The organism is Binatus sp. (SeqCode) (assembly GCF_049584895.1).
Taxonomy (GTDB): domain Bacteria; phylum Desulfobacterota; class Binatia; order Binatales; family Binataceae; genus Binatus.
Genome location: NZ_JBAUYR010000003.1, coordinates 1 through 25,370, shown reverse-complemented (window position 1 = coordinate 25,370; position 25,370 = coordinate 1). Strand labels below are relative to the sequence as shown.

The following is a 25,370-nucleotide window of genomic DNA, read 5'->3' as shown; positions in this document are numbered from 1 at the left end:
GCGATAGCGCGAGAGCGCTATTTCGATGCCCGCCCGGACGCACTAGGGCGGGCATCGATTTATCTAAGCTTCGATTTTTCATGCTTCCGGGGGGCCCCTTTTCAATTGTCCCCGGTGGAACCCTTATTCGGCACGCTCAGCAAGGTGTTCCTGATCCAGATACTGGGCAGACTGGCGCCGTCGGTCGGCGATTTGAGACCATTGTCCTGCGCGATTAGCCGCCAGTTGTCCTCATTGCCGGTCGCCCGCTTCGCCAGCCCCTTCAGATCCTCATTGGGAAGCAGAGCATAGTTGACGCCGCCTTCTTTAGGAGTGCCCTCCGACGGCGGGAATTTCGCGGCGAGGTCGGTGATCTTGTTGAACAGGTTGAGACGCGTGCCAGCCTTGTACTTGGCGATGTCTTCCTCGGGAATATCCTCGACGCGCACGTTGACGACCACCCTGGAGCTTCGATCGGTAAGCGGCACGGCTTCAATTTCATAGCGGTATTGCGGATGCTTCCCGATCAGACTGCCGAGCGCGCCGGCTCCCGTGTCAGCGTCTTTCCACAGCGTGACGAGCGAGTCGTTGGGCTTGACCTCGAACAGTATGCCGTCGCCTCGGAGCACGTCCTGGGTTAGAAGGAATGAATCATGCGCCGTGTAAGGATAGTCGTGCTGCTCGCCTTCTGCCGCATCGGCCCCGCCGCTAACGGCATATGCGCAGCCAGCCAGCAGGAGCATCAGGGAGACAATCGCGATTTTTGGAAGTTGTCGAAACACAATCCGCCGCCCACGCATCACAAGGCTAGGAAACCATGAGAGTTCCATACGCGCAAGACGAACTGGTGCAAGCGTCATCGCATAGCGATTGAGATTGCACGGCAGAGCGGCAGACGCTAATCAAATATACCCTTATGACCGACTCAGAAAATAAATCATCGCGCCACGTGATGGCGGTGGTCGGGGCCGCGACTGCCGGTTCGGAGATCGCGCGAATCCTGGCCGAGCGCGGCGCGCTGGTAATTGTGTTCGAGCAGAATCCGCGCCCGTATGGAAAAATCGAGGACGGGCTCCCGCGATGGCACGTCAAGCAGCGCAAGGACGAGTACGAGGAAATCAACCAGCGCCTCGACCATCCGAACATCGAATACGTGCCGATGACGCGGATGGGCCGGGAGCTTGATTTTGAGGACCTGCGGACGGCGTGGGGACTCAGCGGAATCGTGCTGACCCACGGCGCGTGGAAGGATCGCGCGTTTCCGGTCGAGGGCGCCGACCAGTTCATCGATCGCGGCCTCGTCTACCAGAACAAGCTCATCTACTGGTTCAATCACTACCTGGAAAAGAACTACGACGGCCCGCGCTACGATCTGACCCCCGGCGCGATCGTCGTAGGCGGCGGACTCGCGTCGATCGACGTTGTGAAAGTGCTGCAAATCGAGATGACGCTGGCTGCGCTGAAAGCGCGCGGCATCGCGGGCGACATGCTCGCGCTCGAGCGCGAAGGAATCGATCCGGTGCTGGCTGCGAGCGAATTAAAGTACAACGACCTGGGTATTGCGCCCTGCAAGCTGTACTACCGGCGGCGCGTGCTCGACATGCCGCTCTCGGACATCCCGCCCGACGCACCGGCCAAGCGCGCGGAGGCGCTCAGGCAGGCGCGCGCGAAAATTCTCGAAAAAGCGCAGCGCAAGTTCCTGTTCGAGTTCCAGGAATTGCGCGCGCCGAGCGGAGTGATCGTCGAGAACGGCGTGATGGTCGGGGTGAACTTCAGTCGCACGGAAGTTGCGGATGGGCAGGTGCGAATCGTACAGGAGGGCGTCGAGTCCGCGCGCGCGCCGCTGACGATCAGCTCGATCGGCAGCATCCCGGAACCGATACCCGGCATTCCGCAGAAGGGCGAGACATATACCTACGTCAACCAGAAGATCGGCCTGCTGATGGACGGTCCGACCGGCGTGTTCGCGGCCGGCAATGTGCTGACGGGCAAGGGCAATATCAAGGACTCGCTCGACAGCGGCAGCGAGATTGGAACGCTGGTGGCGGAAGCGTACCTGGGATTGTCCGGCGAGGAACTTAAGATAGCAGAGAGCGCGCGCAAAGAGGCGGCGGCGTCGGGCGAGAAAATCGCGGGCGCGCTCAGCACGCGACCAAAGATCGCGCCCGAAAACGTCGCGCGATTGCTCGGGCACGTGCGAAAACGCCAACTCGCGGTCGGATACGACGGCAACTATCGCGCATGGATCGCGAAAGTCACGCCGCCCGATTTGCATTAAAATCCGTTTCTCCCGGTGCGGCGTGCACCCCTGCTTTTGCCTCGTCGCATTCGCGACTGTAGGCTCATTTCGATGACGGCAAAGGAGGTGCGGTGTGGACGAACTCAAGCGAACTGACCCCGAAATTTATCAGCTCATCAAGGACGAGGAGCGGTACGAAATCGATTCGGTCCGGCTGATCGCGTCGGAGAATTACGTTTCGAAGGCGGTGCTCGAAGCGACCGGCTCGATTCTCACCAACAAATATTCCGAGGGCTACCCCGGACGCCGCTACTACGAAGGCCAGCGCAACGTCGATCAAATCGAAACGCTCGCGGTGGACCGCGCCAAGGCGTTGTTCAAGGTCGAGCACGCGAACGTGCAGCCGTACTCCGGCTCGCCCGCAAATGTCGCGGTATATTTCGCGCTGCTCAAGCCGGGCGACACCATCATGGGCCTCGCGCTGCCACATGGGGGGCATCTGACCCACGGATGGCCGGTGAGCATCACAGGTACGTTCTGGAAGTCGGCGCAGTACGAGGTTGATCGCGAGAGTCACATCGTCGATTTCGACAAGGTCCGCGCGCTCGCGCACAAGGAGCGGCCGAAAATAATCGTGACCGGCGGCACTGCGTATCCGCGTCTGTGGGACTTCAAGAGTTTCAGCGAGATTGCAAAGGAAGTCGGCGCGTTGCTGCTGGCCGACATCTCACACGTCGCCGGACTGATCGTCGGCGGCGTGCATCCGGATCCGTCGCCCTACGCCGACGTGATCATGACGACCACTCACAAAACCCTGCGCGGCCCGCGCGGCGCGATGATTATGTGCCGCGAGCAATACGCCGAAGCGATCGACAAGGCGGTCTTCCCGGGATTGCAGGGCGGTCCACACAATCATACGACAGCCGCGATAGCAGTCGCGTTGAAAGAGGCGGCGACGCCGGAGTTCAAGGCGTACGCAAAGAAAGTCGTGAGCAACGCGAAGACGCTGGCCGACGAACTTCTCGCGCGCGGATTCAGTCTCGTCTCGGGCGGCACCGATAATCATCTGATACTGGTCGATCTGACCAGTAAAAAGGTGATCGGCAAAAAAGGCGCGAAGGCGCTCGATGCGGCCGGAATCGTCTGCAACTACAACACCGTCCCATACGATCCGCGCAAACCGTTCAGCCCCAGTGGCCTTCGCCTCGGCACGCCGGCGGTAACCTCGCGCGGAATGGGCGACGCCGAGATGCGCCAGATCGCAAAATTCATGGACGAAGCAATCGCTCACGCCGGCGACGAGGTGGCGCTCAAGAGGATCGCAGCCGCAGTCACCGAGATGTGCCGAAAATTCCCCGCCCCCGGGATCGCCCTCAGCTGACTATGAATCTGGTTCCGCTTCCCACAATGGGAAGGAGTTAGGGGTTAGGTCGCTCGCATCGAGCTGACTGCGCCGGTTGACAGCGCGGTCGATGTGACGCGATAAAACCCACATGGCAAAAATAAAAATCGAACGCGGCCTCAATCTCGGCACGGCCTACACGCCCGATATGCAGGACGGCACCAAGCGGCCCGAGCCGACGTGGAGCACGATTCGCGACCAGGTGCGCGAGGCCGACGCGCTCGGCTACGACACCATTCTCGCGGTCGAAACCCAGCACGACCCGTATCTCGAGCTGGCAATCGCGGCGCAGGAACCGTCGAAGATAGAGCTGGCGACCGGCATCGCGCTCGCATACACGAAGAGTCCCGTCGCGACCGCCTACACTGCGTGGGACTTGCAGCGCATGAGCGGCGGGCGGCTGAACCTCGGACTCGGATCGCAGGTGAAAGGCCATGTGACCCGGCGCTTCGGGATGCCGTGGTCGAAACCTGCGCAACGGATGAAAGACTACGTCGGTGCGATGCGCGCGTGCTGGCGGACCTGGCAGACGCGCGAGCCGTTCAATTTTCAGAGCGAGCATTACAATCTCTCGCTGATGACCCCGAACTTCGCGCCGCCGCCGGTCTCGAATCCGCATATCCCCGTGCTGATTGCGGCGGTGCAGGAGCGGATGCTGCAAGTTGCGGGCGAAGTCTGCGACGGCGTGCGGCTGCATGGAATCGTCACGCGGAAATATCTCGATCAGATCGCGTTCCCGAATCTGAAAAAAGGATTCGAGAAATCGGGCCGGCCAGCCGCTGAGTGGGATAATTTTCAAATCGGCGGCGGCGGCTTTCTATGCGCAGGCAAAGATAAGGACTCGCTCGCGCGCGCCGTCACCGGAATGAAATCGACGATCGCGTTCTACGGATCGACTCGTTCATATCGTTCCAGCTTCGAAATCGACGGATGGGGAGACACGGCCGACCAGTTGCACAAATTATCAGTGCAACAGAAGTGGCCCGAGATGGCGAAGCTCGTCACCGACGAGATGGTTCACGCCTTCGCCGCGGTCGGCACCTACGACGAAATCGCGGCAGTGATAAAGAAACGCTTCGCTGGCGTGAACCGCCTCTCATTCGACATGCCAGTAAAGAACGACCACGACCGCGGCGTTCTAAAGGAGATCATCCAGGACCTGCGACGTTAGCAGCCGCTATCACACGGGCGGCGGGTTGATGTCGGACCACAGCCGGCGCATCAACTCGATGTGAGTCTCGACGGCCCACAAAGTCTCTGCCGCGGCGCTCTCGGGTATCGCGCGGAAGATCGAACCGGCGCTCGAGTCGCCATGGTCCTGGTCGACCTTGACGTGAACGCTGAAGAACAGCAGGGCGTCGTCGGAGAGTTTGTAATGCCGGCTGAGTCCGTCGATCACGCGGACGTACGCATCGGGGTTGAAGAGCTCGGAGCCGAGACTGATGCCGGCGAGCGTCACGTACCACGGTTTCGAATCGGCCAGCCAGTACATCCAATGCATCATCGCAGTCGCGTCGGGAGTCATGCTGGCGTTGAGCAGTTCGGCGCGCGGGATTCCGATCGCCTCGCCAAATTCGAGGTAGAGCTCGGGATGCGATCGATTGGCGCCGGAGACGCGGCCGAGTTCCTCCTCGATCAGATTCTCGACTATCGCCTTGCGCGCCGGAAAGTCGTCGCACTTCGCGTAGATGAGCCCGAGGATATTTGCGTTGTGCGCCTTGTTGCCGATGAAAAGCTGCGTCGCCCAATGACGAAGCTGCGCTTGCGACAACTCGCCGCGCTCAATCTTCTCGATCGTTGGATGCGAGCGAAGCGTGCGATTGTTGCGCTCGAGCTTTTCGATCAGGCTTTTGAGCTGACGAGTCCCTTTTTCGACGTCCATGATCAATTTCCTTATAATGCGACTGCTCTGGAAGCCAACGAGCCGAGTTCGGCAGCGAGTTTCTCCGCTATGTCGCGTCGCAGTTCCGCTTTTCTTATCTTGCCGACATTGGTTAGAGGTAGCTCGCCAACGATTTCGATTCGTTCGGGCCACTTGAACTGAGCGACGCCTCGAGCCGCAAGAAACTCGCGCATCGCGGCGAGCGCGAATGTTTCTCCGTGATGCAGAGACAGATAGGCGCAGGCCTTCTCGCCGAGAATTGCGTCGGGCATCGCCACTACAGCGGCAGAGCTGACGGCAGGATGCGCGATCAGGTGCGCTTCGATTTCCTCGGCATTGATCTTTTCGCCACCGCGATTGATCAGGTCCTTGATTCTTCCTTCGACTACCAGATTCCCGGACGGATCAAGCCGCACCAAGTCGCCGGTGCGGTAGAATCCGTCGTCGGTGAACGCTTCGCGATTGCGATCCGGCGCGCGAAAATAACCGCGAATTGTGTACGGTCCGCGACACCATAGTTCGCCGATTGCACCCGGCGCAGAATCGGTGTCGTCGGGGTCCACGATCCGGATCTCGTCGGCAGGAGAGAGTGGACGGCCTTGGGTCATGAACGCGATTTCCCCGGGCGCGTCGAGCGGCGTGTAGCACAACAATCCTTCGGCCATTCCGAGAACTTGCTGCACGATGAGGTGCGGAAAGGCGCGCTGGAATGCGCGTGCGGTTGGCTCCTGGAGCCGTTGACCGCCAACTGTGATGACGCGCAGAGAGGCCAGGCTCGCGCGTAAAGATTGTGGAAGGTCAAGCAACGCGATCGCAAGCGCGGGAACGCATGGCAGGTGAGTAATCCGTTCGCGCTCGATTACATTCGCGAGATCGGCGGCCTTGGACGATTGAGTGAAGACAGTGTGCGCCCCGGTTAGCAAAGCGCCGAGTAACCCCGGGCATGCCAGCGGGAAGTTGTGCTCGGCAGGAAGCGCGATCAGGATGCGTGACTCGTGTGTTAGACCGGTCGCCGCACCGGACTCCCGCGCGTTGTATAGATAGTCGGCGTGAGTGCGCGGAATCAGCTTCGGCAGGCCGGTGGTCCCGCCAGACAGCAGGAACAGCGCGACCTCGAAAGGATCGTCGCTGGTCGAAGATCCAATCGAGCGCGATGAGACGCCATGTTCACGCATCGAGACGCATCCAGCGGCCGGTGACGTCGAAAGAATGAGCCGAATATTGAGATCGCGCGCCAGCGCGGCGTGATCGAACCCACGGTGCTCCGGTGCGATCGCGATTGCCTTCGCATCAGAAAACGATATGAGGTATTCGAGCTCGGCCTTGCGGAAAGCTGGGAGCGCCATGACAGGAATCGCGCCGATTTCGAGACATGCGATGGTCAGCGTCGCGAATTCCACGCAATTCGGAAGTTGAATGATGATCCGATCGTTGGAATCGATCCCATTGCGGGAGAGGAGGGTGGCGATACTTCCCGCTTCAGCAATCAGTTGCGAATAGGTAAGGCTTCGAGTCGAATCGCTGACAACGATCGAATCAGGATGCTCCAGCGCTGCCTTTGCGATTGCTTGCGGGATGGTTTCGTCGCGCCAGATTCCCTCCCGCACGTAGCGCTCTGCAAGTTCGGCGGGAAATGGCGTGCATCCTTCGAGCATCGTCGCTCAACGCGCGGAAAGTGTCCCCGCGATCATACGGAAGCATTCGTCCATGATACGGCCGCGCTGTTCGTAGTCGCGCGCAGGATCGTACCATGTGTAAAACCAGTTCATCGCGCCGAACAGCAGCGAGGTGAGGATTCGCGCCTGCTCACGGTCCAGCGTTTTGTTGCGATGTGCGGCGTACCCTTCGAGCAAACGGCGGCCGATTCGCGAGTACTCACGCTTGAGGCGCGTGATGTCGGCGGCGTAACGGCCCGTCAGCGAATCAGCTTCGCGCACGAGCACCTTCATCTCGGCGAGATTGCTCATGTGATATTCGAGATGGCTGCGGATGAAGAGCCGCAGGCGTTCTTCAGGGTCGTCGGTCTCGGACATCCGCGACTCGGCGAGCGAGACCAGCTGCTCGAACGCGCGCCGCGAGATGAGGTAAAGCAGCTCCTCCTTGTTGCGGAGGTAGTAGTAGATGCGGGGAAACGAAATTCGCGCGCGCGCCGCGATGTCGCGAATCGAGGCGAGGCCGAAACTCTTTTCAGCGAAGACGGCCGCAGCCGCTCGCAAAATGTTGTCGATGTTTGCGTCGTAACGTTCGTCGGGCGCCATCGCGCGCGAGACCGGCTTGATTCGCGCTACGCGCTTCGGCGCTTCCTCGAGATTCGCCTTCTTCAATTCGTCACCTCAACTGAAGCGGCGTCCGGCTGCCGGATCGGGGATTGGAATCTCGAGCTTGGTCAGCAGATTGTTCACCTCTTCGGTGAACTCGTCGCGCATCTGCTCGTTGCTGCGGCGTCGCAGGCCCCATCGCACGTAGTCGAATTGCCGCTTGGATCCAGATTTTCCAAACATATCGAGGCCGGCGGGGTACCACTTTGCGAGATGTTTTTTCAGGAGTTCCCGTCCAGCGTCACCTTCGCGTTGGAGATACCTGCGAATGAGGCGGTAGCCGAAGGCGGCGTGGCCGAGTTCCTCTTTGTGCACCCGCTCTGCTATTCGCGCGAGCGGCTCGTAGCTGCATCCTACCCATTCGTATCCCATGTAGGCGCCCTGGCGGTCGGCAAAGAAGCTGAACAGGCCATATTCGAGCCAATCTTCGGCCTGGTCACGCATTTCGAAAATGTAGATTGGCATGGGAGACGCCATGAACTTGCTGTCGACGGTGACACCGAGGTCTTCGAGCAGCTTCATCCAGTAGCTGGCGTGGCGGACTTCATCCGACCAGAACGCCGCATATTCGGCCTTGTCGTCGGCTGTGGGAGCCATCGCGAGCGGCTTCAGCAGCGTGCGTTCCGGCGCGAGCATGTACTCGGACTCGATCCGCGACTGTATCGAGAGCATCCGAATCAAGAGATCTGTGTAGTCGGCGGGGAGCCCGTCGGGTCCCGAGAATCGGATATCGGTCGCAGGTGGTGGATTGCTCATTCTATCGTTCCGCCCGTTGATGATGTTCTGAACGATAGTTCAGATACCATCGCAGCGGCTTGCGGTCAACCGGCCATTGTGAGGCCGCCGCTGACGCTCAGTACCTGGCCGGTGACGAAGTCTGAGTCGGAGCTTGCGAAGAAAGCGACGGCGCCGGCTAAATCCGCGGGTTGTCCGAGCCGGCGAAACGGGATGCCGCGCGCCATCGCGTCGAGGACTTTCTCGCGCCCCGCCATCGCAGTCTTGAGCAGAGCGGTGTCGGTTGGGCCGGGACAAACGACGTTGACGTTGATGTGATTCGCCGCAAGTTCGCGCGCGAGTGTCTTGGAGAAACCGATAATGGCCGCCTTGCATCCTGCGTAAACCGCTTCGCCGCTCGAGCCGACGCGAGCGGCATCGGAAGATATCGAGATGATCTTGCCGGATCCGCGAGACTGCATCCGGGGCGCCACGGCCTTGCAGCAGTTGAGCATCCCGCGATAGTTGATTGCGATCACTTTGTCCCAAAGATCGGGGGTGGTTTCGACGAACGGCATCAGGACGTCCCATCCGGCGTTGTTTACGAGGATGTCGATCGGGCCCAGTTCACGCTCGACGCGATCGGCTGCTGCGATCGCATCGTCAAGGTTGGTGACGTCGAGTGCGACCGCGATCGCCTTGGCACCGGTGGAACGAATTTCCGACGCCACACGCTCTGCGGCGTCGAACTGAATATCGGCCAACGCCACCTTGGCGCCCTCATCGGCGAGTCGCGATGCGATCGCTCGCCCGATTCCCTGCGCGGCGCCGGTTACGATTGCGACTTTGCCGGTGAGGCGGTCCATGGCGTGATTTCAGCTCGCGAACTTTATCTTCAACTGGCGATCCAGCCGCCGTCAATTATGAAGGGCGCGCCGGTGGCGAACGGTGCTTCGTCGCTGGCGAGGAACAATGCAGTGTGCGCGATTTCGTCTGCGCTGCCGACGCGACCGAGCACCGAACTGCGCTGGATGAACCTGGGCTGCAATCCGTCGGGACCGGTGATTCGATCGACCATCGGCGTGTGGATCACGCCCGGGCAGATGCAGTTGACGCGAACGTTGTAGCGTCCGTATTCGAGCGCCGCGACGCGCGTCAGCGAGATCACGCCGGCTTTCGCCGCGCAGTATGCGGCCGCGCCCTTGAGTCCGACGATCCCTGCGACCGACGCCGTGTTGATGACGGCGCCGCCGCCGCGCTCGACGATCCTCGGCAGTCCATATTTCATCCCGAGCCATACGCCGCGCAGGTTGATCGCGATCACGCGGTCGAACGCCTCTTCGCTGAGCTGCGCGATGAAGCCCGACTCGCCTTCGATTCCCGCATTGTTGTAAAGCACGTCGAGTCCGCCGAATGCGCGGACGGTTTCTTCGACCATCGCGCGCGCGTCTTCCGAGTCAGACACGTCGGCGCGAAATGAGATGGCCTCGCCGCCCGACGATTTGATCATCCGCGCAGTCTCGGCCGCGGACGCCTCAGTTACGTCGATTGCCGCGACTTTTGCGCCTTCGCGCGCGAACAGTACGGAGGCCGCGCGCCCCATTCCAGAGCCAGCGCCAGTGATCAGCGCTACCTTTCCTTTAAGTCTCATAGAGAATCTCCCGCGAATTACCTGCCGGCGGAGAGATTAGCGCATTTTGACGCGAGGCGGTTAGCGCGCGTGCTCAACCACTTTATTTTATGTGAGGGGAAATAGGGGGGCGGAGTCGCAGCCTGGAAGCCGCGACCCCGCCTGGTCCGATGGAGGTATCGGACTGGGTGCTACTCAGTCGGGGTGGAAGTTGAGTCGCTGGTGCTGGCGCTGCCGCTTTGCGCCCACAAGGCCTTCATCTCGGCGTGAATCGAGTCGAGCTTGGCCTTGGTCGCTGAGATCTGCGCGAGTTGCGCCGGTGTCAGCACGTTGCGGATGGCGATCGCGTCCTGAATCTGCTCATTCATCATCTGATCATGAATCTGGGTGATGGTCGTAACCGGAACGGACAAATCGCTGGCTGCAACGCTGCCGGTTGACGTGAACTTTGCCGCGATTGCTTCCTTGGCGGCTTTGAGCTGCTGGTATTCAGCCTTACGCGAGGCGCGCCGATTCTGGAAGATAGTGTGAATTTGCTGCTTCTGCGCGTCGGTCAGATTGGCGGTTCTCAACAAGAGCGGCAGCGGCATCCCGAGCGCGTCCATACCGCCATGCATCCCGTGAAAACCTCGATGCCCCATGTGACCACCCATCCCGCCCGAATTCGACGATGCGACATGCGCGACGGCGGCGACCAGAATGATCGCCAGAACTGCCGGTACAATACCGCGAGAAAACTTCGAAACCATATAAACTCCTTGAGTGATTAAGCGCTGCCTTTTTGGCAGCGGCCGCTCTCACCTAACTGTACGTTAACCCGAAAAACCGGTTACGCATTGAGTCCTGGCGGCACTAACTTCGGCGACTGGCCATCAGACGGTTCGCGTCGGCGAACGTGATGTCGCCCACCAGCATCGATTCGTACGTGCCGGTGCTCAACAATTCGGCAGCCGTCTTCTTCAATGCCGACATCGCGTTGAGAGTCAGCCGCGTCCCGACGCTCAGTCGCGCAACTCCCAGACGCTCGAGCTCGGGAATCGTGGGGATGCCGGGGAAGGCGAGCAGATTGAGCGGACCGTCGAGGGCGGGCACGATTTGCTCGATCTCGGCACGACGCGTGACCGCGGGAAGGAACAGGCAATCGGCGCCGGCCTTGCGGTACGCGTTCGCGCGGCGAATAGCATGCGCGAAACGCGTTTCGGGCTCGCCGATTCCCAGGAGATACACGTCAGTGCGCGCATTGATCACGACCGGGACGCCAGCGGAGTCGGCAGCTTCGCGCGCGGCGCGGACGCGATCGACGGCTTGGTCGAGATCGTAGAGGCGTGGGATGCCGTCGTGAACCTGGTCTTCGAGGTTGATTCCAACCGCGCCGGCGTCGATAACGCGGCGAATAGTCTCTGCGAGCTCGCGAGTGTCTCGCGCAAAGCCGGACTCGATGTCGGCAGTGACGGGAATCGTGACGACGCGAGAGATGCGGGCGATCGCGGCAATCATCTCGTCGCGCGGAATCGCCTCTCCGTCGGGATAGCCGACCGAAAATGCGACGCCCGCGCTGGTGGTCGCGATCGCACTCGCCCCCGCCTCTTCGATTACGCGCGCGCTCATCGCGTCCCATGCGTTGGGCAGCACTAAAATCCGCGAGCGATCGTGCATCGCTCGAAATGCTTCAGCTTTGGCCCGTTGGGTGTCGCGGTTCATGGTTGCCTCCTGATCTGTTGATACATACAACATCGCAGCGGGCTTCGTGTGAAATCGCGATCAATGGAAATCGTGCGATGGCGGGACTGTGCCGGGAATCTTGATCTCCTCGAAGCGGCGCGCGCGAATCGCGGTCACGCCGTCAACCTGCTGCAGCACGCCCTCGGCCAGCAGGATTCCGGCGCTGCGCAACAACAGGCGATTCTGCTGGAACAGGTCAGGCGTAACGATCAGATTTGAAATTCCGGTTTCGTCCTCGAGCGTGATGAACAGGAAGCCCTTGGCGGTTCCGGGACGTTGCCGCACGATTACGACGCCGGCGGTCTTCACCCACGACTGATGTTTGGCGCGCGTGAGATCGTCGGCGCTCAGAATTCCGCGCGCGGTCAAGTCGCTGCGAAGATACGTCATCAGGTGTGGCCCGGCGGTGAGGCCGGTCGCGGCGTAATCGGCCAGCGTCTCATCGATCGGCGTCATCGATTCGAGGGGAGCTTCACCGTCCCGCGGCTTCACCCCCGCCAGCAGGCTCGCGGGATCGCGCTCGACCGCGGCCGCATTCCACATCGCGTCGCGCCGCGCCAGGCCGAACGATGCGAACGCGCCTGCATAAGCCAGCGCGTCGATCTCGCGGCGGTTCGGTCCGACGCGCGCGGTAAGATCAGCAATCGAGTCGAACTGCCGCCGTGCACGCTCGCTCTCGATTCGAAGCCCAACTTCTACGCGCAGGCCAGTGACGTATCGCAATCCCATGCGCATCGCAGGCCGCCCATCAACGATCTCAATCGTGCATTTCCAGCTCGATCGCGTCACATCAATCGGCAGCACGACGACGCCGTGACGCGCGGCATCTTTCACCAGCGTCGAGGGATGATAGAAGCCGAGCGGGTAGCAATTGAGCATCGCGGCAACGAGCGCGGCCGGATGATGGTACTTCAGGTACGCCGAAGCGTACGCGATCAGCGCGAAGCTCGCGGCGTGCGATTCGGGAAATCCGTACAGCGCGAATGACGTGATCGATCGCACGATATCGTCGGCGACGCTGCCTTGCAGGCCGTTTCGCAGCATCCCGGCACGCAGCCGCGCTTCGATTTTTTCCATCCGCTCCGCCGAGCGCTTGAATCCCATCGCGCGCCGCAGTTCCTCGGCCTCGCCGCCGCTGAAGCCCGCAACCGTCATCGCCATCCGCAGCAACTGTTCCTGGAAAAGTGGGACACCGAGCGTGCGTTTCAGGATCGGCTCGAGCGACGGATGCGGATACTCGACCGGCGCGCGTTGGTTGCGGCGATCGAGATACGGATGCACCATTTTGCCGACGATGGGGCCGGGGCGAATTATCGCGACCTCGACCACCAGGTCGTAAAAGCGCTCGGGCTTCATCCGCGGCAGCGTCGCCATCTGCGCGCGGCTCTCGATCTGAAAAACGCCGACGGTATCCGCGCGTCGCAGCATCGCGTACACGTCGGGATCGTCGGCCGGCAGATGCGCAAGATCGATCTCGACGCCTTCGTGCGTGCGAATCATCGGGATCGCCTCCTTCAGCGCGGCCAGCATCCCGAGTCCGAGCAGATCGATCTTGATGATGCCGAGATCGGCGCAGTCGTCTTTGTCCCATTGAATCACAACGCGGCCGGGCATCGAGGCCGGCTCGAGCGGAACGATCTCGTCGAGCGGCTGCGCGGCGATCACCATCCCGCCGCTATGTTGCCCGAGATGGCGAGGCAGGCTCTGAATTTTGCGCACGAGCTCGACCAGCATCCTGATTCGCGGTGTTTCCGCATCGACCCCGCCGCGCTTTAACAGCGTCACCAGATCGTCATGATGGTCGCGGAACTCGTACACCTGGTTGAGCTTGGCGAGCCGGTCAACCTGCTCGGGCGAAAAGCCGAGCGTCTTGCCGACCTCGCGCACCGCACTTTTTGTTCGATAGGTGATCACGTTCGCGGTCATCGCGGCGCCGCGTTCGCCGTAGCGGCGATAGACGTATTGTATCGCCATCTCGCGATCGTCGCCGCTGGGCAGGTCAAGGTCGATGTCGGGCCATTCGCCGCGCTCCTCGGAAAGAAAGCGCTCGAACAGCAGTTCCATCTTGACCGCGTCCACCGCCGTGATTCCGAGCGCGTAACACACCGCGCTGTTGGCCGCGGATCCGCGTCCCTGCACCATGATCCGATTCTCGCGGCAGAACTGCACGATGTCCCAGACGATCAGGAAGTAGCCGGCGAGCTTGAGCCGCTCGATGATCCCGAGCTCGTGCTCGAGTTGGCGGCGTGTGCGATCATCCATCGCGCCGCGCCATCGCTCGCGCGCACCTGCATAAGTGAGTATCCGCAAATAGCTATCGGGCGTTTCGTTCGGTGGCAGCGGATAATCGGGGAAGCGATAACCCATGTCACAGAGCTGGAAAGCGCATCGCTCGGCAATCGCGCGCGAGGCGGCGACAGCGCCGGGCAGATCGCGAAACAGCGCGGCCATCTCGGCTGGAGATTTCAAATGACGCTGACTGTTGATCCACAATGCGCGGCCGGCTTCCTCGAGCGTGGTCTTGAGCCGGATGCAGGTCAGCACATCGAGCAGCCTGCGATCGGAACCGCCGTGGCATACGTCATTGCTCGCGACAATTGGGATTCGCGCCGCGTCCGCTAGCGCTGCGAGCTTGCGATTAAGTCGCTCCTCGCCGGCGTCGAGATGACGCTGCAAATCGACGTAGAAATTTTCCGCGCCGAAAATCCCGACGAGCCGCCTGCTCAGCTCGCGGGGATCCTCGCCACGCACGAGCATGCGCGACAACGGGCTCATCACGCCGCCGCCAAGGCAGATCAGGCCGCGGCCGTAGCGTTCGAGTTCGTCGAGCGTGATGCGACTCGCGCCCTTGGCGGGATAAACGGGCGCAGCGACCGAGCCGTCGCGTGCGAGCGCACCAGGATTGAGCACGCGCATCTTCGAGTCGGTGATCATGCGGCAGAGATTCTGGTAGCACTTTCGATCGGGCGCGAGGACGTAGAGGCGCGAGTCGTCGTCCAGCGTCAGCTCCGCGCCGACGATTTGCCGGATTCCCGCGGACTTCGCGGCCGTATAAAAACGCGGCGCGCCGTAAAGTCCGTCGCGATCGCCAAGCGCCATCGCGCCGTACCCAAGTTCCGCCGCGCACGCCGCAAGATCCTCAGGCGTGCTCGCCCCTTCAAGAAAACTGAAAGCGCTGCGCGCGCGCAGCTCGATGTAATCGGACTTCATGGCGATTCGCCGCGGTTAGTCAGTCGTAGGTGCCGTCGAGAAACCATTTGTGTGAGTTTGCATCACGGTAGACGCGATAGACGCCGCCGTCTTCGAGCGCAAGTTCATAGTAATCGCGGATGAAGCCGCATTTATTTGCGCCGTTCATTTCTGCTCGCGCACCGTTTCCGTTGGCGCTGTTGAGATGCGGAGTGGGCGAGGGCACCGGCGTTAGCGCGGACAGTGCTTTGAGATTTTCCGCGGAGACCTGGCGCGGATGCGCTCCGAACATGCGTCCGTCATGGAGTTCAAGGCCGTGCTTCAGTGCTGGATTTGTTTTGTCGGATGAATCCGAGTGCGTATCGGTGTCTTCGATGCATCCGAGCCACCATTCGCCGTCGCGCCGCCACGGGCCGGCGATCGAGATGACGCGCGCGCCGAGATTCTCGCCGCGGACGAACTCCGGAATCTCCCGCGAGCACATCACTTCGATTTCCCGCGCCGGACGAATCGCGCGTATCACGAGCTGCGTCACATTTTTCGCGGGAGCGTTTTCGGGAATTGGCGGCGGAGCGGGCGGCGAGAACGCATCAAGACGCGTCGCTTCGGGGCGATGCGAATTCTCGGCGCTCAGCATGCCGACGTTGCCGGGGCCGCATAGCGCGGACAGCCGCGCAATCGTGGTCTGCAGCTTGTCGGGCGCGGGAGCGGCGGGCAGGAACATGTCGGTCTGCGCAGGGCGCGGGACGCGCGGCGCGATTTCGATTCTAATTGATTCGACGGCGGCTTCGGGCGGCGACGCCTCAAGACTCAGGTTGATTAGCGTGAGAATCGCGCGGACGTCGTTCGACGGCGCCGCCACCGCGACCTGCCGATTGAAACTGCGATGACCGCTCATCCCGAATGCGAGCGTGATATCGCCGGCCACCATGCCGCGAAGCGAAAGCCGTTCGACCAGCCGCTCGAGCATTGCACGCATGACGAATCCCAGCGGCTCCAGGAGCTCGATCCCGTATTCCAGCTCGACTGTCTCGACGAAAAACTCGGCGCGGCGACGCGGTACCAACGGCGCGTGACTGCCACCACGCGCAAGGCGGACCAGCTCGACGCCACGGCGCCCCAGCCGCGTGCCGACCGCGTCGGGATTGAGGCGCGCAAGCTCGCCCAAGCGGCGCATCCCCCACCTGGCGAGCGTGGTCTCGAGATCGTCGCCGCGATCCGATTTTCCGAGACCGAGCATGTCGAGCGGCAGCCAGTTCAGGAATTCGCGCTCGCGCCCGGCTTCGATCACGCGCAAACCGCCGCATCGCGCGGCCAGATGCGCAATTTCCTTGTTGGCCGCGACGCCGGCGGCCGGTTCCATCCCGACTCTGCGCACGCATCGCAAAAGTTCTGCGGTGATTTCTTCTTCGCCATTGTAGATGCGATGCAGGCCCGCGAGATCGACCCACGCGCATCCCGGCGCGCCCGACTCGATCACCGGCGAAACCGATTCGGCCGCGTCGAGCAGCGCGGAATGCGCCGAGCTTTCCGCGGCGGGCGATCGATGGACTACGATCAGATCTGAAGAGATCGCGCGCGCCTGCGCGATCGTCATCCCGGGACGGATTCCATGTTCACGCGCGCGGTTAGAGACGGCGTCGAGCTCGGCATGCGGCGCGAGGCTGTTTCCAATAGCCAGCACCTTGTCCGCGAGCGCTGGATTCGAGCGCACGAGAGCCGCAATAGAAAAATCTGCGACCATGATGCACGCGATACGAGCCATCGGAACACCGTTTTTAGCTGCTAGCTGCTTGCGGAAATTCGAACCGGAAATTCTTTGCCGTCGGAGTGCGGATGCACCTCGAATGGATTTGGAATTGGATCGACGAGCGCGCGAACGCGGACATGCCGTCCCGTCCCGCCCATCTTGTTGCGCGCGATCATCGCATCGACTGCGAGGCCGTCGAACATTACTGGTGAGCCGGGAGCGAGCCGGCTGAACGAAGTCTCGGCGCGGCTGGCAGCAATGCTGAGCGCGGCGAACGTCCCGCACATCCGCCACGGCGCGATTGCAATCACAGCGGCGCCACTGCGCTCAGCCGCGCGCGCGATTCGCAGCGATGACGCGTAAGTGAGTGCGCGCGGCGTCTCGCCGAAATCGACGACGACCAGGCCGAAGCCTCCCGCCTCGAGCACGAGTTCCGCAGCTTTGACGATCGACCTCACCTCTAATCCCACTGGCCTCCCCTTCTGGAGAGGGGAACAAAGGTTCTTCGATCCTCGCCTCATCGACGCCCACAGCATCCGGCGAAGATCCACTCCAGCGGCCGCCATGCTCTCGGGATCGAAACTGCTGGAGCTGTCGAGCCATGCGGCGACCTCGCCGCGACGAGTGGCGAAGGCGGCGAACGATGCGGCAATCGAGGTCTTGCCCGAACCGGCACGCCCGGTGATTTCGCTGATTCGCCCGCGCGGAATTCCGCCGTCGATCAGAGCGTCGAGCGGCGCGAGTCCGGAGCTTATCCGTCGGTCCTTGCGAGTGAGTTCATGCCCCCGAAAAACCCCAGAAAATTCAAGCTGTTGTGGCCGTTTGACGACCTGAATCGGGCTTGGAGGATCGATCCACAACGAAGGTTTCGGAAGCGCAGCCACAAGTTACGTTTTCGCTCTTTCTTCGCTTCATGTCAATGGTGATACCAAAAAGCAAAAGGCCGAACCCTCGAGTCCGACCCTTTTCAAAGATGCGCGAGACGCGACTATTCTTTGGCTTTAGCGAGAAGACCGTCTAGTTCGCGATTGACGCCATCCATCGTCTCAATCAGACGATCCAAGGCGCTATCGAGTGTGGCCTTGTCCAAACCTTTTCCGTTCGACGCGGAAGCTTGGCTCAAAGCCTGAATCCGCTTTTGGCTTTTGTTTATCCGTTTCATCATTTGAACTCGAGGCCGCGGGTGCAGCGGCTTAGTTCGATCCCGCTGCCGACCGGCAACAACACCGATTGGATGTCGGTCTTCACGCGGACGTGCTTGCGATACTCGGCGGCGTCAGCGCGCGAAAATTCGGGAAACAACATATTGTCGGCGACGATCATCGCGCCCGATCCCAGCTTCGGATAGAAAAGGTCGAAGCACAGGATGTAGAGATCCTTCCATAGATCGAGCAGCACGAAATCGATCGGTGCGGATAGCGCCGCAATCGATTCGCGCGCGTCGCCAAGCTTGAACTCGACCACATTCGCAAGCCCGGCCTTGCCGAGCGCATTGCGAGCGTATTCCTGCTTGCCCGCGTGGACATCGAGCGTGATGACTTTACCGCCCGTCGCGCGCGCTGCCTCGGCCAGCCATACCGTCGAGTACCCGTGCGAGGTTCCGATCTCGAGGATAGTTTTCGCCTTCGCCTCCTTGATTAGGATGTTCATCAACTGCCCAGTAGCAGGGCCGACGGGAAGCAGAAATTCGTCGATGTGCTGCATCATCTCGGCGGGCGGAAGCGCTTGCATCCGCTTCATCTCGGCGGCGGCACGTTGATCGTACTCACGCAGGACGGTTTCGATTGCGGCATCCATACTGAAAGTCCTTTTATGTGGGATTTCTATTTTGAAATTCTGACTCAGCTTCGCAGCAACATCACGCAGTCCGAAAACGAGAGTTCGAGCCGGAACCTGGCGCTTCAGCCTTTGGATTTTTCGACAACAGTCAACTTCACGTTGATCTCGTCCCGCTTGGTTGAAGGCTCAGTCGTTATCTCAGGTCTAAGGCCTAGTTCTCCTAACCGAGCCATCGATTCGCGGATAGCGTGCGCCGAGTAGAGTTCATGTTCATGAAATCGCAGCGCCGCTCGGATAACCTGGTCCGGCGTTGTCGTGTTTCCGCTTATCGTGATTTCGTCGATCCGTATCTCGTCACCGGGCTTGATGAGAACGTTCACGTTGACGAGATGACGCTTGGAATCGATTTTCGTTCTCGGATCTACGTTTACGAACGCGAATCCCCGATCTGCATAAAAGTCCGCTAGCGCAAGAACGTTGCGTTGAAGGGTCGAACTCTGGAAAGGCTGCCCACTCCGCATTGTCATTTGCGACTCAACGTCGCGCCGCGGAAGTCTCAATTCACCTTCGATCGCAATCGATCCAATTCGGTACAGTGGACCTTCATAGATTCCGATCATTACCCGATCGGTGGCCGAGGCGATCTGTGGCTGGTCGACCTGAACATTCAAAAAACCGTTGTCGTAGTAAAAGGCAGTTAGATTGTCGGTCACTTCGTAAAGGGCGGCGGTCGGAATTAGACTGTCGGAATCGGTGAACAATCTGCTCGACAATATCTGCCATAACTTTTCGGAACTGAAGGCTGTGTTTCCGCTGAAGACAATTTCAGGTGTCTTCGTTCCGCGCTCGATGTCAGCCTTGTTTCCGGTCGAGTCGCGCGCAACTGCGATGGCAGTGAAGGATAAGGACGACAACAGGAACAGGAGAGAGCCGCAAAATCTTGTGGCGCGCGAGGATCGTGGTCCTTGATGGCAGGCACTGTGCATTGCCATTTCCTCCCGCTAATGGCGCCTTACAACTCCATCACGACGCGGGTGACGCCGTTCAGGAATGGGTCGAAGCGCCGCACCAGGTAGCCGCCGAGGAAGGTTTTTGCGAAGGCGATCATCGGTGCGCTGACTACGATGCGGCTTAGGAGCGAGTTCGACAGCAGGAACCGGGGGCCGATTTGCTGCATGTCCTGGATGGTTGTGATCTCGGGCCATCGCTCGGCTTGAATGTTGCGCGCGGCGAAGTCGAGCGTGGCTTCGTCTTCGCGCATCTTGAGCGCGCGACCGAGATGGTTCGCCGTGACGACTGCGTCGCGAAGTGCGACGTTGATGCCTTGTCCGCCGACTGGCGACATCGGATGAGCCGCGTCGCCGATCAGGAGGAGGCCGGGCGCGGTCCATTCGCGCAGCCGATCGCAAATGACGTCGAGTAGGAACGGACGCGCGAGCCCGGTCTTGTTCGCCGCGAGATATTGTCGCAGGTCGGGTGACACATGCGGCGCGAGCTCGTCGATCCATCGATCGCCCATCCGTTTGATATCGCCGAAGGTCCCCTTGTCTATCACCCAGCCGATCTGCGTGTGGCCTTCGGGGGACGGATACATGATGAGCAGATGCCCGTTTCCGATGTAGGCGCGCGCGGTGCGGCCGTCGGGAAATTGGCCCGGGACGTGGCCCCACACCACGTCGAAGCCTTGCATGATGCGATCTTGTGGGAGCGCGGCGCGTTTGCGAATCACAGATGCGCGTCCGTCGCATGCGATCACAAAGTCGCCGCGATATTCGCGCGGACCGTCGTGCGCGTCGGCATGAACGCCTATCACTCGATCTTTTTCGTAAATCAAATCGCGCACAGTCACGCCGCGCTCGAGCTTGAAGTCCGGGAGTTTCGACGCTTCAGCGACAATCATCTCGAGCATCGCAGGTTGCGGCACAACTCGCGGGCGCACCTTGAGGCCGTCAAGCGGACCATTGAACACGGGCCGTTCGCCGCGAAAAATCTGGACATTTCCAATCGGCAGGTTTGGCAAGGCGTCGAACTGCTGACGAAGTCCGGCCTCGTGCATCGCCGCGATTCCCGAGGGCATCAGGATCTCGCCGCGGAACTCGCGCGAAAAATCAGTCTGTCGTTCGAGCAATGTTACCGGAACGCCGCGGCGGGCGAGCATGTAAGCGAGCAGGGCGCCTGCGGGTCCGGCGCCGACGACGATTGCGTCCGTCATTCTAGACTTCGCGCGAGGTCTGGTCGTCGATCAACGTTGCCAGGCCGTCGCGGTAGGGCGATGGTTCGAGCTGACTGACGATCGCGCGTGCGATCGCGATCTGCTCCGCGGCCAGGCGGCGTGCGGCGCCGATAATTTCGGGATCGCGCAGCAGGTCGAGCGCACGATCGAACGCCGCGCCTTCCATCTGCGTACCGTTCTGAAAGAGCGCGCGCAGTTCGGCGTTGCGCTCGACGCCGAGCACGACCGGCAGCGACGGAATGCCGGCGCGCAAATCGGATCCAACCGGTTTGCCGATTTTTTCTTCCGGGCCGAGGATGTCGAGCAGGTCGTCGACCATCTGGAACGCGAGGCCCATCGCGGTCCCGAGCTTGGCCATCGCGTCGATGGTCCGCGCCGATACACGAGCCAGTTCCGCCGCGAGCCTGCCGCCGGCATAGAACAGCGACGCGGTCTTGCGATCGATCACGTTGATATAGTCGGCCAGCGTCGCAGCCGCGTTATGACGGAACCTGCTCTCCATCACTTCGCCTTCGGTGAGTTGGATGCAGGCCTGCGCCGCTGTGCGTACGAGACGTTCCTCGAAGCGGCCGGAGACTTCGAACGCGCGGCAGAACAGGTAGTCGCCCGCGATCAGCGAGGGGCCGAATCCGTAGCGGGCGAAGGCCGACGGCTTGCCACGGCGCAGCAAGCCGCGATCGATGATGTCGTCGTGGAGCAGTGTTGCGGAATGGATCAGCTCGAGCGCGATTGCGGCGTCGATCGGCTCGTCGACGCGCGCGTCGGGCCCGCCGCATGCGCGATACACCAGCATGATGAAGGTCGGACGCAGCCGCTTGCCGCCGGCGTCGACGAGGTAGTGACAAATTTCCGCGATAATCGGTTCTTTCGAGTCGAGCAGGCGCGACAGCTTCGCTTCGACCGCGGCGAGGTCGGCTTCGACGAGGCGCGCGGGATTCAACGCCTCGGGCGTCGATGCGGCTGCGAGTTGAGTGGCCTTGGCTCTTTTCATTGTTTCAGTTTTTTCAGTGAAATCGTATCAACGGAATAAATCGGCTTCGGCGGGGCGAATCAATATTTTCGCGCTGCCCTCGAACGGTTCGTATTGGTATCCCCGCACGACCACCGCGGGAATAGCGCCCGCTTTTTCCATCAGCAGGCCGGCCGCGGACGCGATCTCGTCGGCGATCGCGACGACAGTGTGATGCAATTCGCGGCCGCCTAAGTCAGTGGTGCCGCGCAAGTCGAGTATCGGATTCATGCCGGCTATGCCGAGACAGATCTCGGTGAGGCCGTCGCGCCACGGACGGCCGAAGGTGTCGGTGATCAGCACGGCGACGGTGACGCCGAGACGGCGGCGAATCTCGTCGCGAAGGCGTCGCGCGGAGGCGTCAGGATCTTCGGGCAACAGGATCGCGAGGTCGTCCTCGAGGCTGTTGGACTCGTCGACGCCGGCGTTGGCGCAGACCCATCCGGGTCCGGTCTCGACGATCATCACGCCGCGATCGTTGCGAACGATTCTACTGGTCTGGCGCAATACGATTTCGACCGCGCGCGGGTCTTTCTCCCATCGCTTGGCGTAGGCCTTGGCGAATTCGGAGGGCTCGAAATCCTTGAAGTTCACGATGCGACCCTCAGATTTCGAGACTACCTTCTGACAGACGACGAGAATATCGCCGGCCGCGAGCTTGAAGCCGCTGTCTGCCAGCCCTTTGACGATCAGCGCGGCGAGATCGTCGCCCGCCTTCACCATCGGGATGCCCTCGACCGCTGTGAGACTTATCGTGCGCATTCGCGGACCAGAGTACTACACCTGCAAGGCTTGCAGAACCACTTTTGCCAACTCGGCGGCGCGCTCGGGAGTGGTCATGATCGTGTCGGTGGCGAGCGCGCGCATCCCAAGGCGCTCGATCGGTTCGACGTAGCGCTTATCGGCGTTGTCGAGAACGAACAGCCCGACGATGTCGCGATAGATGCGCGCGACTCCCAGGGGCGAGACTTCTATTCCGAGGCCGCGAAGCATTTTATCGGCGGGACCTTTGATCGTCTTGCCGCCGACGATGGGACTGATAGCAGCGACGCTCGATTTCACCTGGCGCAAAGACTCGCGCACGCCTTTCAATTGCAAAATCGGACCGAGCGACACAAATGGATTCGACGGCGCAAGGATGACGGCCGCGGATTTGCGAATCGCGTCGAGGACTGCGGGCGTCGGGCGCGCGTCAGCGATTCCTCGCAGCTCGATCTTTTCGACGACGCCGCGAGCGCGTCCGCGCACGAAATATTCCTGGAACGGAATCGCATGACGTCCGCGCAGCTTCACGAAGGTCCGTACGCGATCGTCGCTCATCGGCAAGATTCGCGATTTGACTCCGAACGCTTGCGCGATCTCCGCAGTGATTTGAGTGAGCGATGCACCCTGACGCATCCGGTCGGTCCTATATAGATGAGTGGCGAGGTCGCGATCGCCAAGACCGAACCACGGCTTGCCGTAAAAGCGCTCGAGCGCCGGGAGCATGTTGAAGGATTCGCCGTCGAGGCCCCAGCCCTGCGCGCGATTCACCGCGCCGGCGAGCGTGTAAGTAACGGTGTCGATGTCGGGCGAGACGTGAAGCCCATAAAAGGTTTCGTCGTCGCCGGTGTTGACGACGACCGTCAGCTGCGCCGTATCGATACGCCGAACGAGTCCGCGAATGAACTTAGCCGCACCCACTCCCCCCGCTAGCGTGGTTATCTGCCGACGTGGGAGGGTTCGCGATTGGCCGCGCGCCATTGGGTGCCTTTTTTCCGTAGAGCTTCTTGTAGAGAGTGGTGCGCTCGACCGCGACGCGGCCCATCTCGCGCGCTTTTTCTTCGAACACGTCGACCGGGATGAACTCGCCCGAGTCGCCGCCCGCTTGCGCCGTGATGCTTTCTTCCATCAGCGTGCCCGACAGATCGTTGCATCCGGCCTTGAGCGTCAGCGCGGCGAGATCGATGCCGCACTTCACCCACGACGTTTGTATGTTGTCGATCTGCCCCCGCAGAAACAGGCGCGAGGTTGCGTACATCTGGAAATCCAGTTGCCCGCGATCGACAGGCGACACGAGACCCTTACGATAGAGCATCGTGTTCTGATGGATAAATCGCAGCGGCACGAACTCGGTGAATCCATGCGTTTGTTTCTGGATCGTGCGCAGCAGATCGAGATGGTTCACCACGTGTTGCGGACTCTCGACGTGCCCATACATCACAGTTGACGTCGTCGGCACGCCGACCGCGTGCGCAGTGGTGATTATCTCGACCCACGCGGCAACGTCGACTTTTTTGTGGCTCAAAATTTCGCGTACGCCGTCGTCGAGGATTTCCGCTGCGGTGCCGGGAATCGAGCCGAGCCCGTGCTCCTTGAGCATCGTGATGTATTCCGGGTAGTCCATCCGCACGCGCTTGGCGCCGTACATTATTTCCATCGGCGAGAACGCGTGGATGTGAATCTCGGGGAACGCGCGCTTCATCGCGTCGAGCAGGTCACGATACTTGAACGGCGGCATGTCGGGGTTGATTCCGCCCTGCATGCAAATCTCGGTGGCACCGCGCGCGACCGCGTCCGCAACTTTGCGCACGATTGTATCGTCGGAATGATCGTAGGCGTCGGCCTCCCAACGCTGCCGCTTGAAGCCGCAAAACTGGCATCCCACGAAACAGATATTGGTGAAGTTGATATTGCGATTGACGACGTAGGTGACTTCGTCGCCGATGTCCTCGGCGCGCGCGAGATCCGCGCATTTCACCGTCGCCCGCAGATCGTCGCCCTCCGACGTGTAGAGCAGCAGACCTTCTTCGGGCGTCAGCTCTTTTTTCAGGAGAGCATGCTCAAGGGCGGTGCGCACCGCGGGGGACGCCTTGCCGAGCAGAGCCTCGACGGGGGTCGCTTCGATTTCGTCGACGTAAGTGCGCCAGTACTCCAGGTTCATGATTGGCCTCCGACAGGTCGATCCCATATCGCGCGCACTTTAGTCGCGACCGCCGGGTCGAGCCATTCATCATTGATGTATTCGTTGTAAATTGCGAGCCTTTCACCGAGCGCAAAACCAGCTCGCGCGCATTTCTCGCCGAGCCGATCGAGATGCGGCCACGGCGCCTCGGGATTCACGTAGTCCTTGCTGAGCGGCGAAATCCCGCCCCAGTCGTTGATTCCCGCATTCAGGAACAACTCAATCTGACGCGGCGACAAATTAGGCGGCGCCTGCACGTTCATCGTAGGCCCAAGCACCAGGCGCGCAGTCGCAATCGCACGCGCCATGTCGTAGGCGTCGGGCTCCGGCGCGTCAGCCATCGCGATTTCAGGCTTCGCGCGAAAATTCTGGATGATCACCTCCTGGATATGGCCGTGACGCTCATGGGTGTCGCGAATCGCGGTCAGGCTGAGCGCGCGCTCGGCCGGAGTCTCGCCGATACCGAGCAGGATTCCCGTAGTGAACGGAATCCGCAGCGCGCCTGCATCGTCGATCATCTTGATCCGCAGCGCGGGATCCTTGTCGGGCGCCGCCTGATGCACTCCGCCGCGCGCACGCA

25 protein-coding genes are annotated in these 25,370 nt (G+C 61.2%); 4 read left to right on the top strand and 21 right to left on the bottom strand.

The features are described from left to right. Positions 1 to 101: 101 nt before the first annotated feature. Entirely contained in the window at positions 102 to 722 is a 621-nt protein-coding gene (locus WB650_RS00765; protein ID WP_423959051.1) for a hypothetical protein, read from the bottom strand. A gap of 173 nt (positions 723 to 895) precedes the next feature. Between WB650_RS00765 and WB650_RS00760 the strand changes: the two genes are divergently transcribed. From WB650_RS00760 to WB650_RS00750, 3 genes are all read left to right on the top strand, one after another. Further along, positions 896 to 2,257, top strand: a complete 1,362-nt coding sequence (locus tag WB650_RS00760) for a hypothetical protein (RefSeq protein WP_422302148.1) — start codon at positions 896 to 898, stop codon at positions 2,255 to 2,257. Between the two features lie 94 nt (positions 2,258 to 2,351). After that, positions 2,352 to 3,599 carry a serine hydroxymethyltransferase gene (glyA, locus tag WB650_RS00755; RefSeq protein WP_422302146.1) on the top strand — a complete coding sequence of 416 codons (1,248 nt, stop codon included), beginning with the start codon at positions 2,352 to 2,354 and terminating at the stop codon, positions 3,597 to 3,599. Between the two features lie 112 nt (positions 3,600 to 3,711). Next, the gene (locus WB650_RS00750) at positions 3,712 to 4,791 is read left to right on the top strand and encodes a TIGR03617 family F420-dependent LLM class oxidoreductase (protein ID WP_422302144.1); all 1,080 of its coding nucleotides are present in this window, start codon (positions 3,712 to 3,714) and stop codon (positions 4,789 to 4,791) included. A 9-nt stretch (positions 4,792 to 4,800) separates the two neighbouring features. On the opposite strand, the gene WB650_RS00745 is transcribed toward WB650_RS00750, so the two are convergent. The 14 genes from WB650_RS00745 to WB650_RS00680 form a co-directional block, all read right to left on the bottom strand. Further along, entirely contained in the window at positions 4,801 to 5,502 is a 702-nt protein-coding gene (locus WB650_RS00745; protein WP_422302142.1) for a TenA family transcriptional regulator, read from the bottom strand. A gap of 11 nt (positions 5,503 to 5,513) precedes the next feature. Then, positions 5,514 to 7,157 (bottom strand): (2,3-dihydroxybenzoyl)adenylate synthase, encoded by a 1,644-nt coding sequence (locus WB650_RS00740; RefSeq protein WP_423959048.1) that lies wholly within the window; start codon positions 7,155 to 7,157, stop codon positions 5,514 to 5,516. Between the two features lie 6 nt (positions 7,158 to 7,163). Continuing rightward, on the bottom strand, positions 7,164 to 7,826 hold the full coding sequence (locus WB650_RS00735) for a TetR/AcrR family transcriptional regulator (RefSeq protein ID WP_423959046.1): 663 nt from the start codon (positions 7,824 to 7,826) through the stop codon (positions 7,164 to 7,166). A 9-nt stretch (positions 7,827 to 7,835) separates the two neighbouring features. After that, complete coding sequence (locus WB650_RS00730) at positions 7,836 to 8,576, bottom strand: Phenylacetic acid catabolic protein (protein ID WP_422306378.1); 741 nt, start codon at positions 8,574 to 8,576, stop codon at positions 7,836 to 7,838. 65 nt (positions 8,577 to 8,641) lie between these two features. Continuing rightward, positions 8,642 to 9,400, bottom strand: a complete 759-nt coding sequence (locus WB650_RS00725; protein WP_422306380.1) for an SDR family NAD(P)-dependent oxidoreductase — start codon at positions 9,398 to 9,400, stop codon at positions 8,642 to 8,644. 29 nt (positions 9,401 to 9,429) lie between these two features. Beyond that, positions 9,430 to 10,185, bottom strand: a complete 756-nt coding sequence (locus WB650_RS00720; protein WP_422306382.1) for an SDR family NAD(P)-dependent oxidoreductase — start codon at positions 10,183 to 10,185, stop codon at positions 9,430 to 9,432. A gap of 170 nt (positions 10,186 to 10,355) precedes the next feature. Then, the gene (locus WB650_RS00715) at positions 10,356 to 10,913 is read right to left on the bottom strand and encodes a Spy/CpxP family protein refolding chaperone (RefSeq protein WP_422306384.1); all 558 of its coding nucleotides are present in this window, start codon (positions 10,911 to 10,913) and stop codon (positions 10,356 to 10,358) included. A 103-nt stretch (positions 10,914 to 11,016) separates the two neighbouring features. Continuing rightward, the gene (locus WB650_RS00710) at positions 11,017 to 11,865 is read right to left on the bottom strand and encodes an isocitrate lyase/PEP mutase family protein (RefSeq protein ID WP_422306386.1); all 849 of its coding nucleotides are present in this window, start codon (positions 11,863 to 11,865) and stop codon (positions 11,017 to 11,019) included. 60 nt (positions 11,866 to 11,925) lie between these two features. Continuing rightward, complete coding sequence (locus WB650_RS00705; protein ID WP_422306388.1) at positions 11,926 to 15,096, bottom strand: error-prone DNA polymerase; 3,171 nt, start codon at positions 15,094 to 15,096, stop codon at positions 11,926 to 11,928. A gap of 19 nt (positions 15,097 to 15,115) precedes the next feature. Next, complete coding sequence (locus tag WB650_RS00700) at positions 15,116 to 16,840, bottom strand: DNA polymerase Y family protein (RefSeq protein ID WP_423959043.1); 1,725 nt, start codon at positions 16,838 to 16,840, stop codon at positions 15,116 to 15,118. Positions 16,841 to 16,860: 20 nt separating this feature from the next. After that, a complete protein-coding gene (locus WB650_RS00695; RefSeq protein ID WP_422306392.1) occupies positions 16,861 to 17,709 on the bottom strand; it encodes an ATPase domain-containing protein in 849 nt (282 codons plus the stop codon). Between the two features lie 104 nt (positions 17,710 to 17,813). Further along, positions 17,814 to 17,987, bottom strand: a complete 174-nt coding sequence (locus WB650_RS00690; protein ID WP_422306394.1) for a hypothetical protein — start codon at positions 17,985 to 17,987, stop codon at positions 17,814 to 17,816. Continuing rightward, on the bottom strand, positions 17,987 to 18,622 hold the full coding sequence (locus WB650_RS00685) for an O-methyltransferase (protein WP_422306396.1): 636 nt from the start codon (positions 18,620 to 18,622) through the stop codon (positions 17,987 to 17,989). Before WB650_RS00685 ends, WB650_RS00690 begins: the two co-directional genes overlap by 1 nt. Positions 18,623 to 18,726: 104 nt before the next feature. Then, positions 18,727 to 19,377, bottom strand: coding sequence for a POTRA domain-containing protein (locus WB650_RS00680; RefSeq protein ID WP_423959041.1), 651 nt, complete (start codon positions 19,375 to 19,377; stop codon positions 18,727 to 18,729). Here WB650_RS00680 and WB650_RS00675 point away from each other — a divergent pair. Beyond that, entirely contained in the window at positions 19,358 to 19,573 is a 216-nt protein-coding gene (locus WB650_RS00675) for a hypothetical protein (RefSeq protein ID WP_422306400.1), read from the top strand. The genes WB650_RS00680 and WB650_RS00675 overlap by 20 nt on opposite strands. 43 nt (positions 19,574 to 19,616) lie before the next feature. Here WB650_RS00675 and WB650_RS00670 read toward each other — a convergent pair whose 3' ends face one another. The 6 genes from WB650_RS00670 to cofG all read right to left on the bottom strand — a co-directional run. Then, on the bottom strand, positions 19,617 to 20,816 hold the full coding sequence (locus tag WB650_RS00670; protein WP_422306402.1) for an FAD-dependent oxidoreductase: 1,200 nt from the start codon (positions 20,814 to 20,816) through the stop codon (positions 19,617 to 19,619). A gap of 1 nt (position 20,817) precedes the next feature. Then, complete coding sequence (locus WB650_RS00665) at positions 20,818 to 21,828, bottom strand: polyprenyl synthetase family protein (protein ID WP_422306404.1); 1,011 nt, start codon at positions 21,826 to 21,828, stop codon at positions 20,818 to 20,820. Positions 21,829 to 21,855: 27 nt separating this feature from the next. Next, positions 21,856 to 22,608, bottom strand: a complete 753-nt coding sequence (gene cofE / locus WB650_RS00660; RefSeq protein ID WP_422306406.1) for a coenzyme F420-0:L-glutamate ligase — start codon at positions 22,606 to 22,608, stop codon at positions 21,856 to 21,858. Between the two features lie 15 nt (positions 22,609 to 22,623). Continuing rightward, positions 22,624 to 23,529 (bottom strand): 2-phospho-L-lactate transferase, encoded by a 906-nt coding sequence (gene cofD / locus WB650_RS00655; protein ID WP_423959038.1) that lies wholly within the window; start codon positions 23,527 to 23,529, stop codon positions 22,624 to 22,626. Further along, on the bottom strand, positions 23,516 to 24,769 hold the full coding sequence (cofH, locus tag WB650_RS00650) for a 5-amino-6-(D-ribitylamino)uracil--L-tyrosine 4-hydroxyphenyl transferase CofH (RefSeq protein ID WP_423959036.1): 1,254 nt from the start codon (positions 24,767 to 24,769) through the stop codon (positions 23,516 to 23,518). The genes cofD and cofH overlap by 14 nt, the downstream gene beginning before the upstream one ends. After that, positions 24,766 to 25,370: 7,8-didemethyl-8-hydroxy-5-deazariboflavin synthase CofG (gene cofG / locus WB650_RS00645; RefSeq protein WP_423959034.1), on the bottom strand; the 605-nt coding region annotated here is incomplete at its 5' end. The genes cofH and cofG, both read right to left, overlap by 4 nt.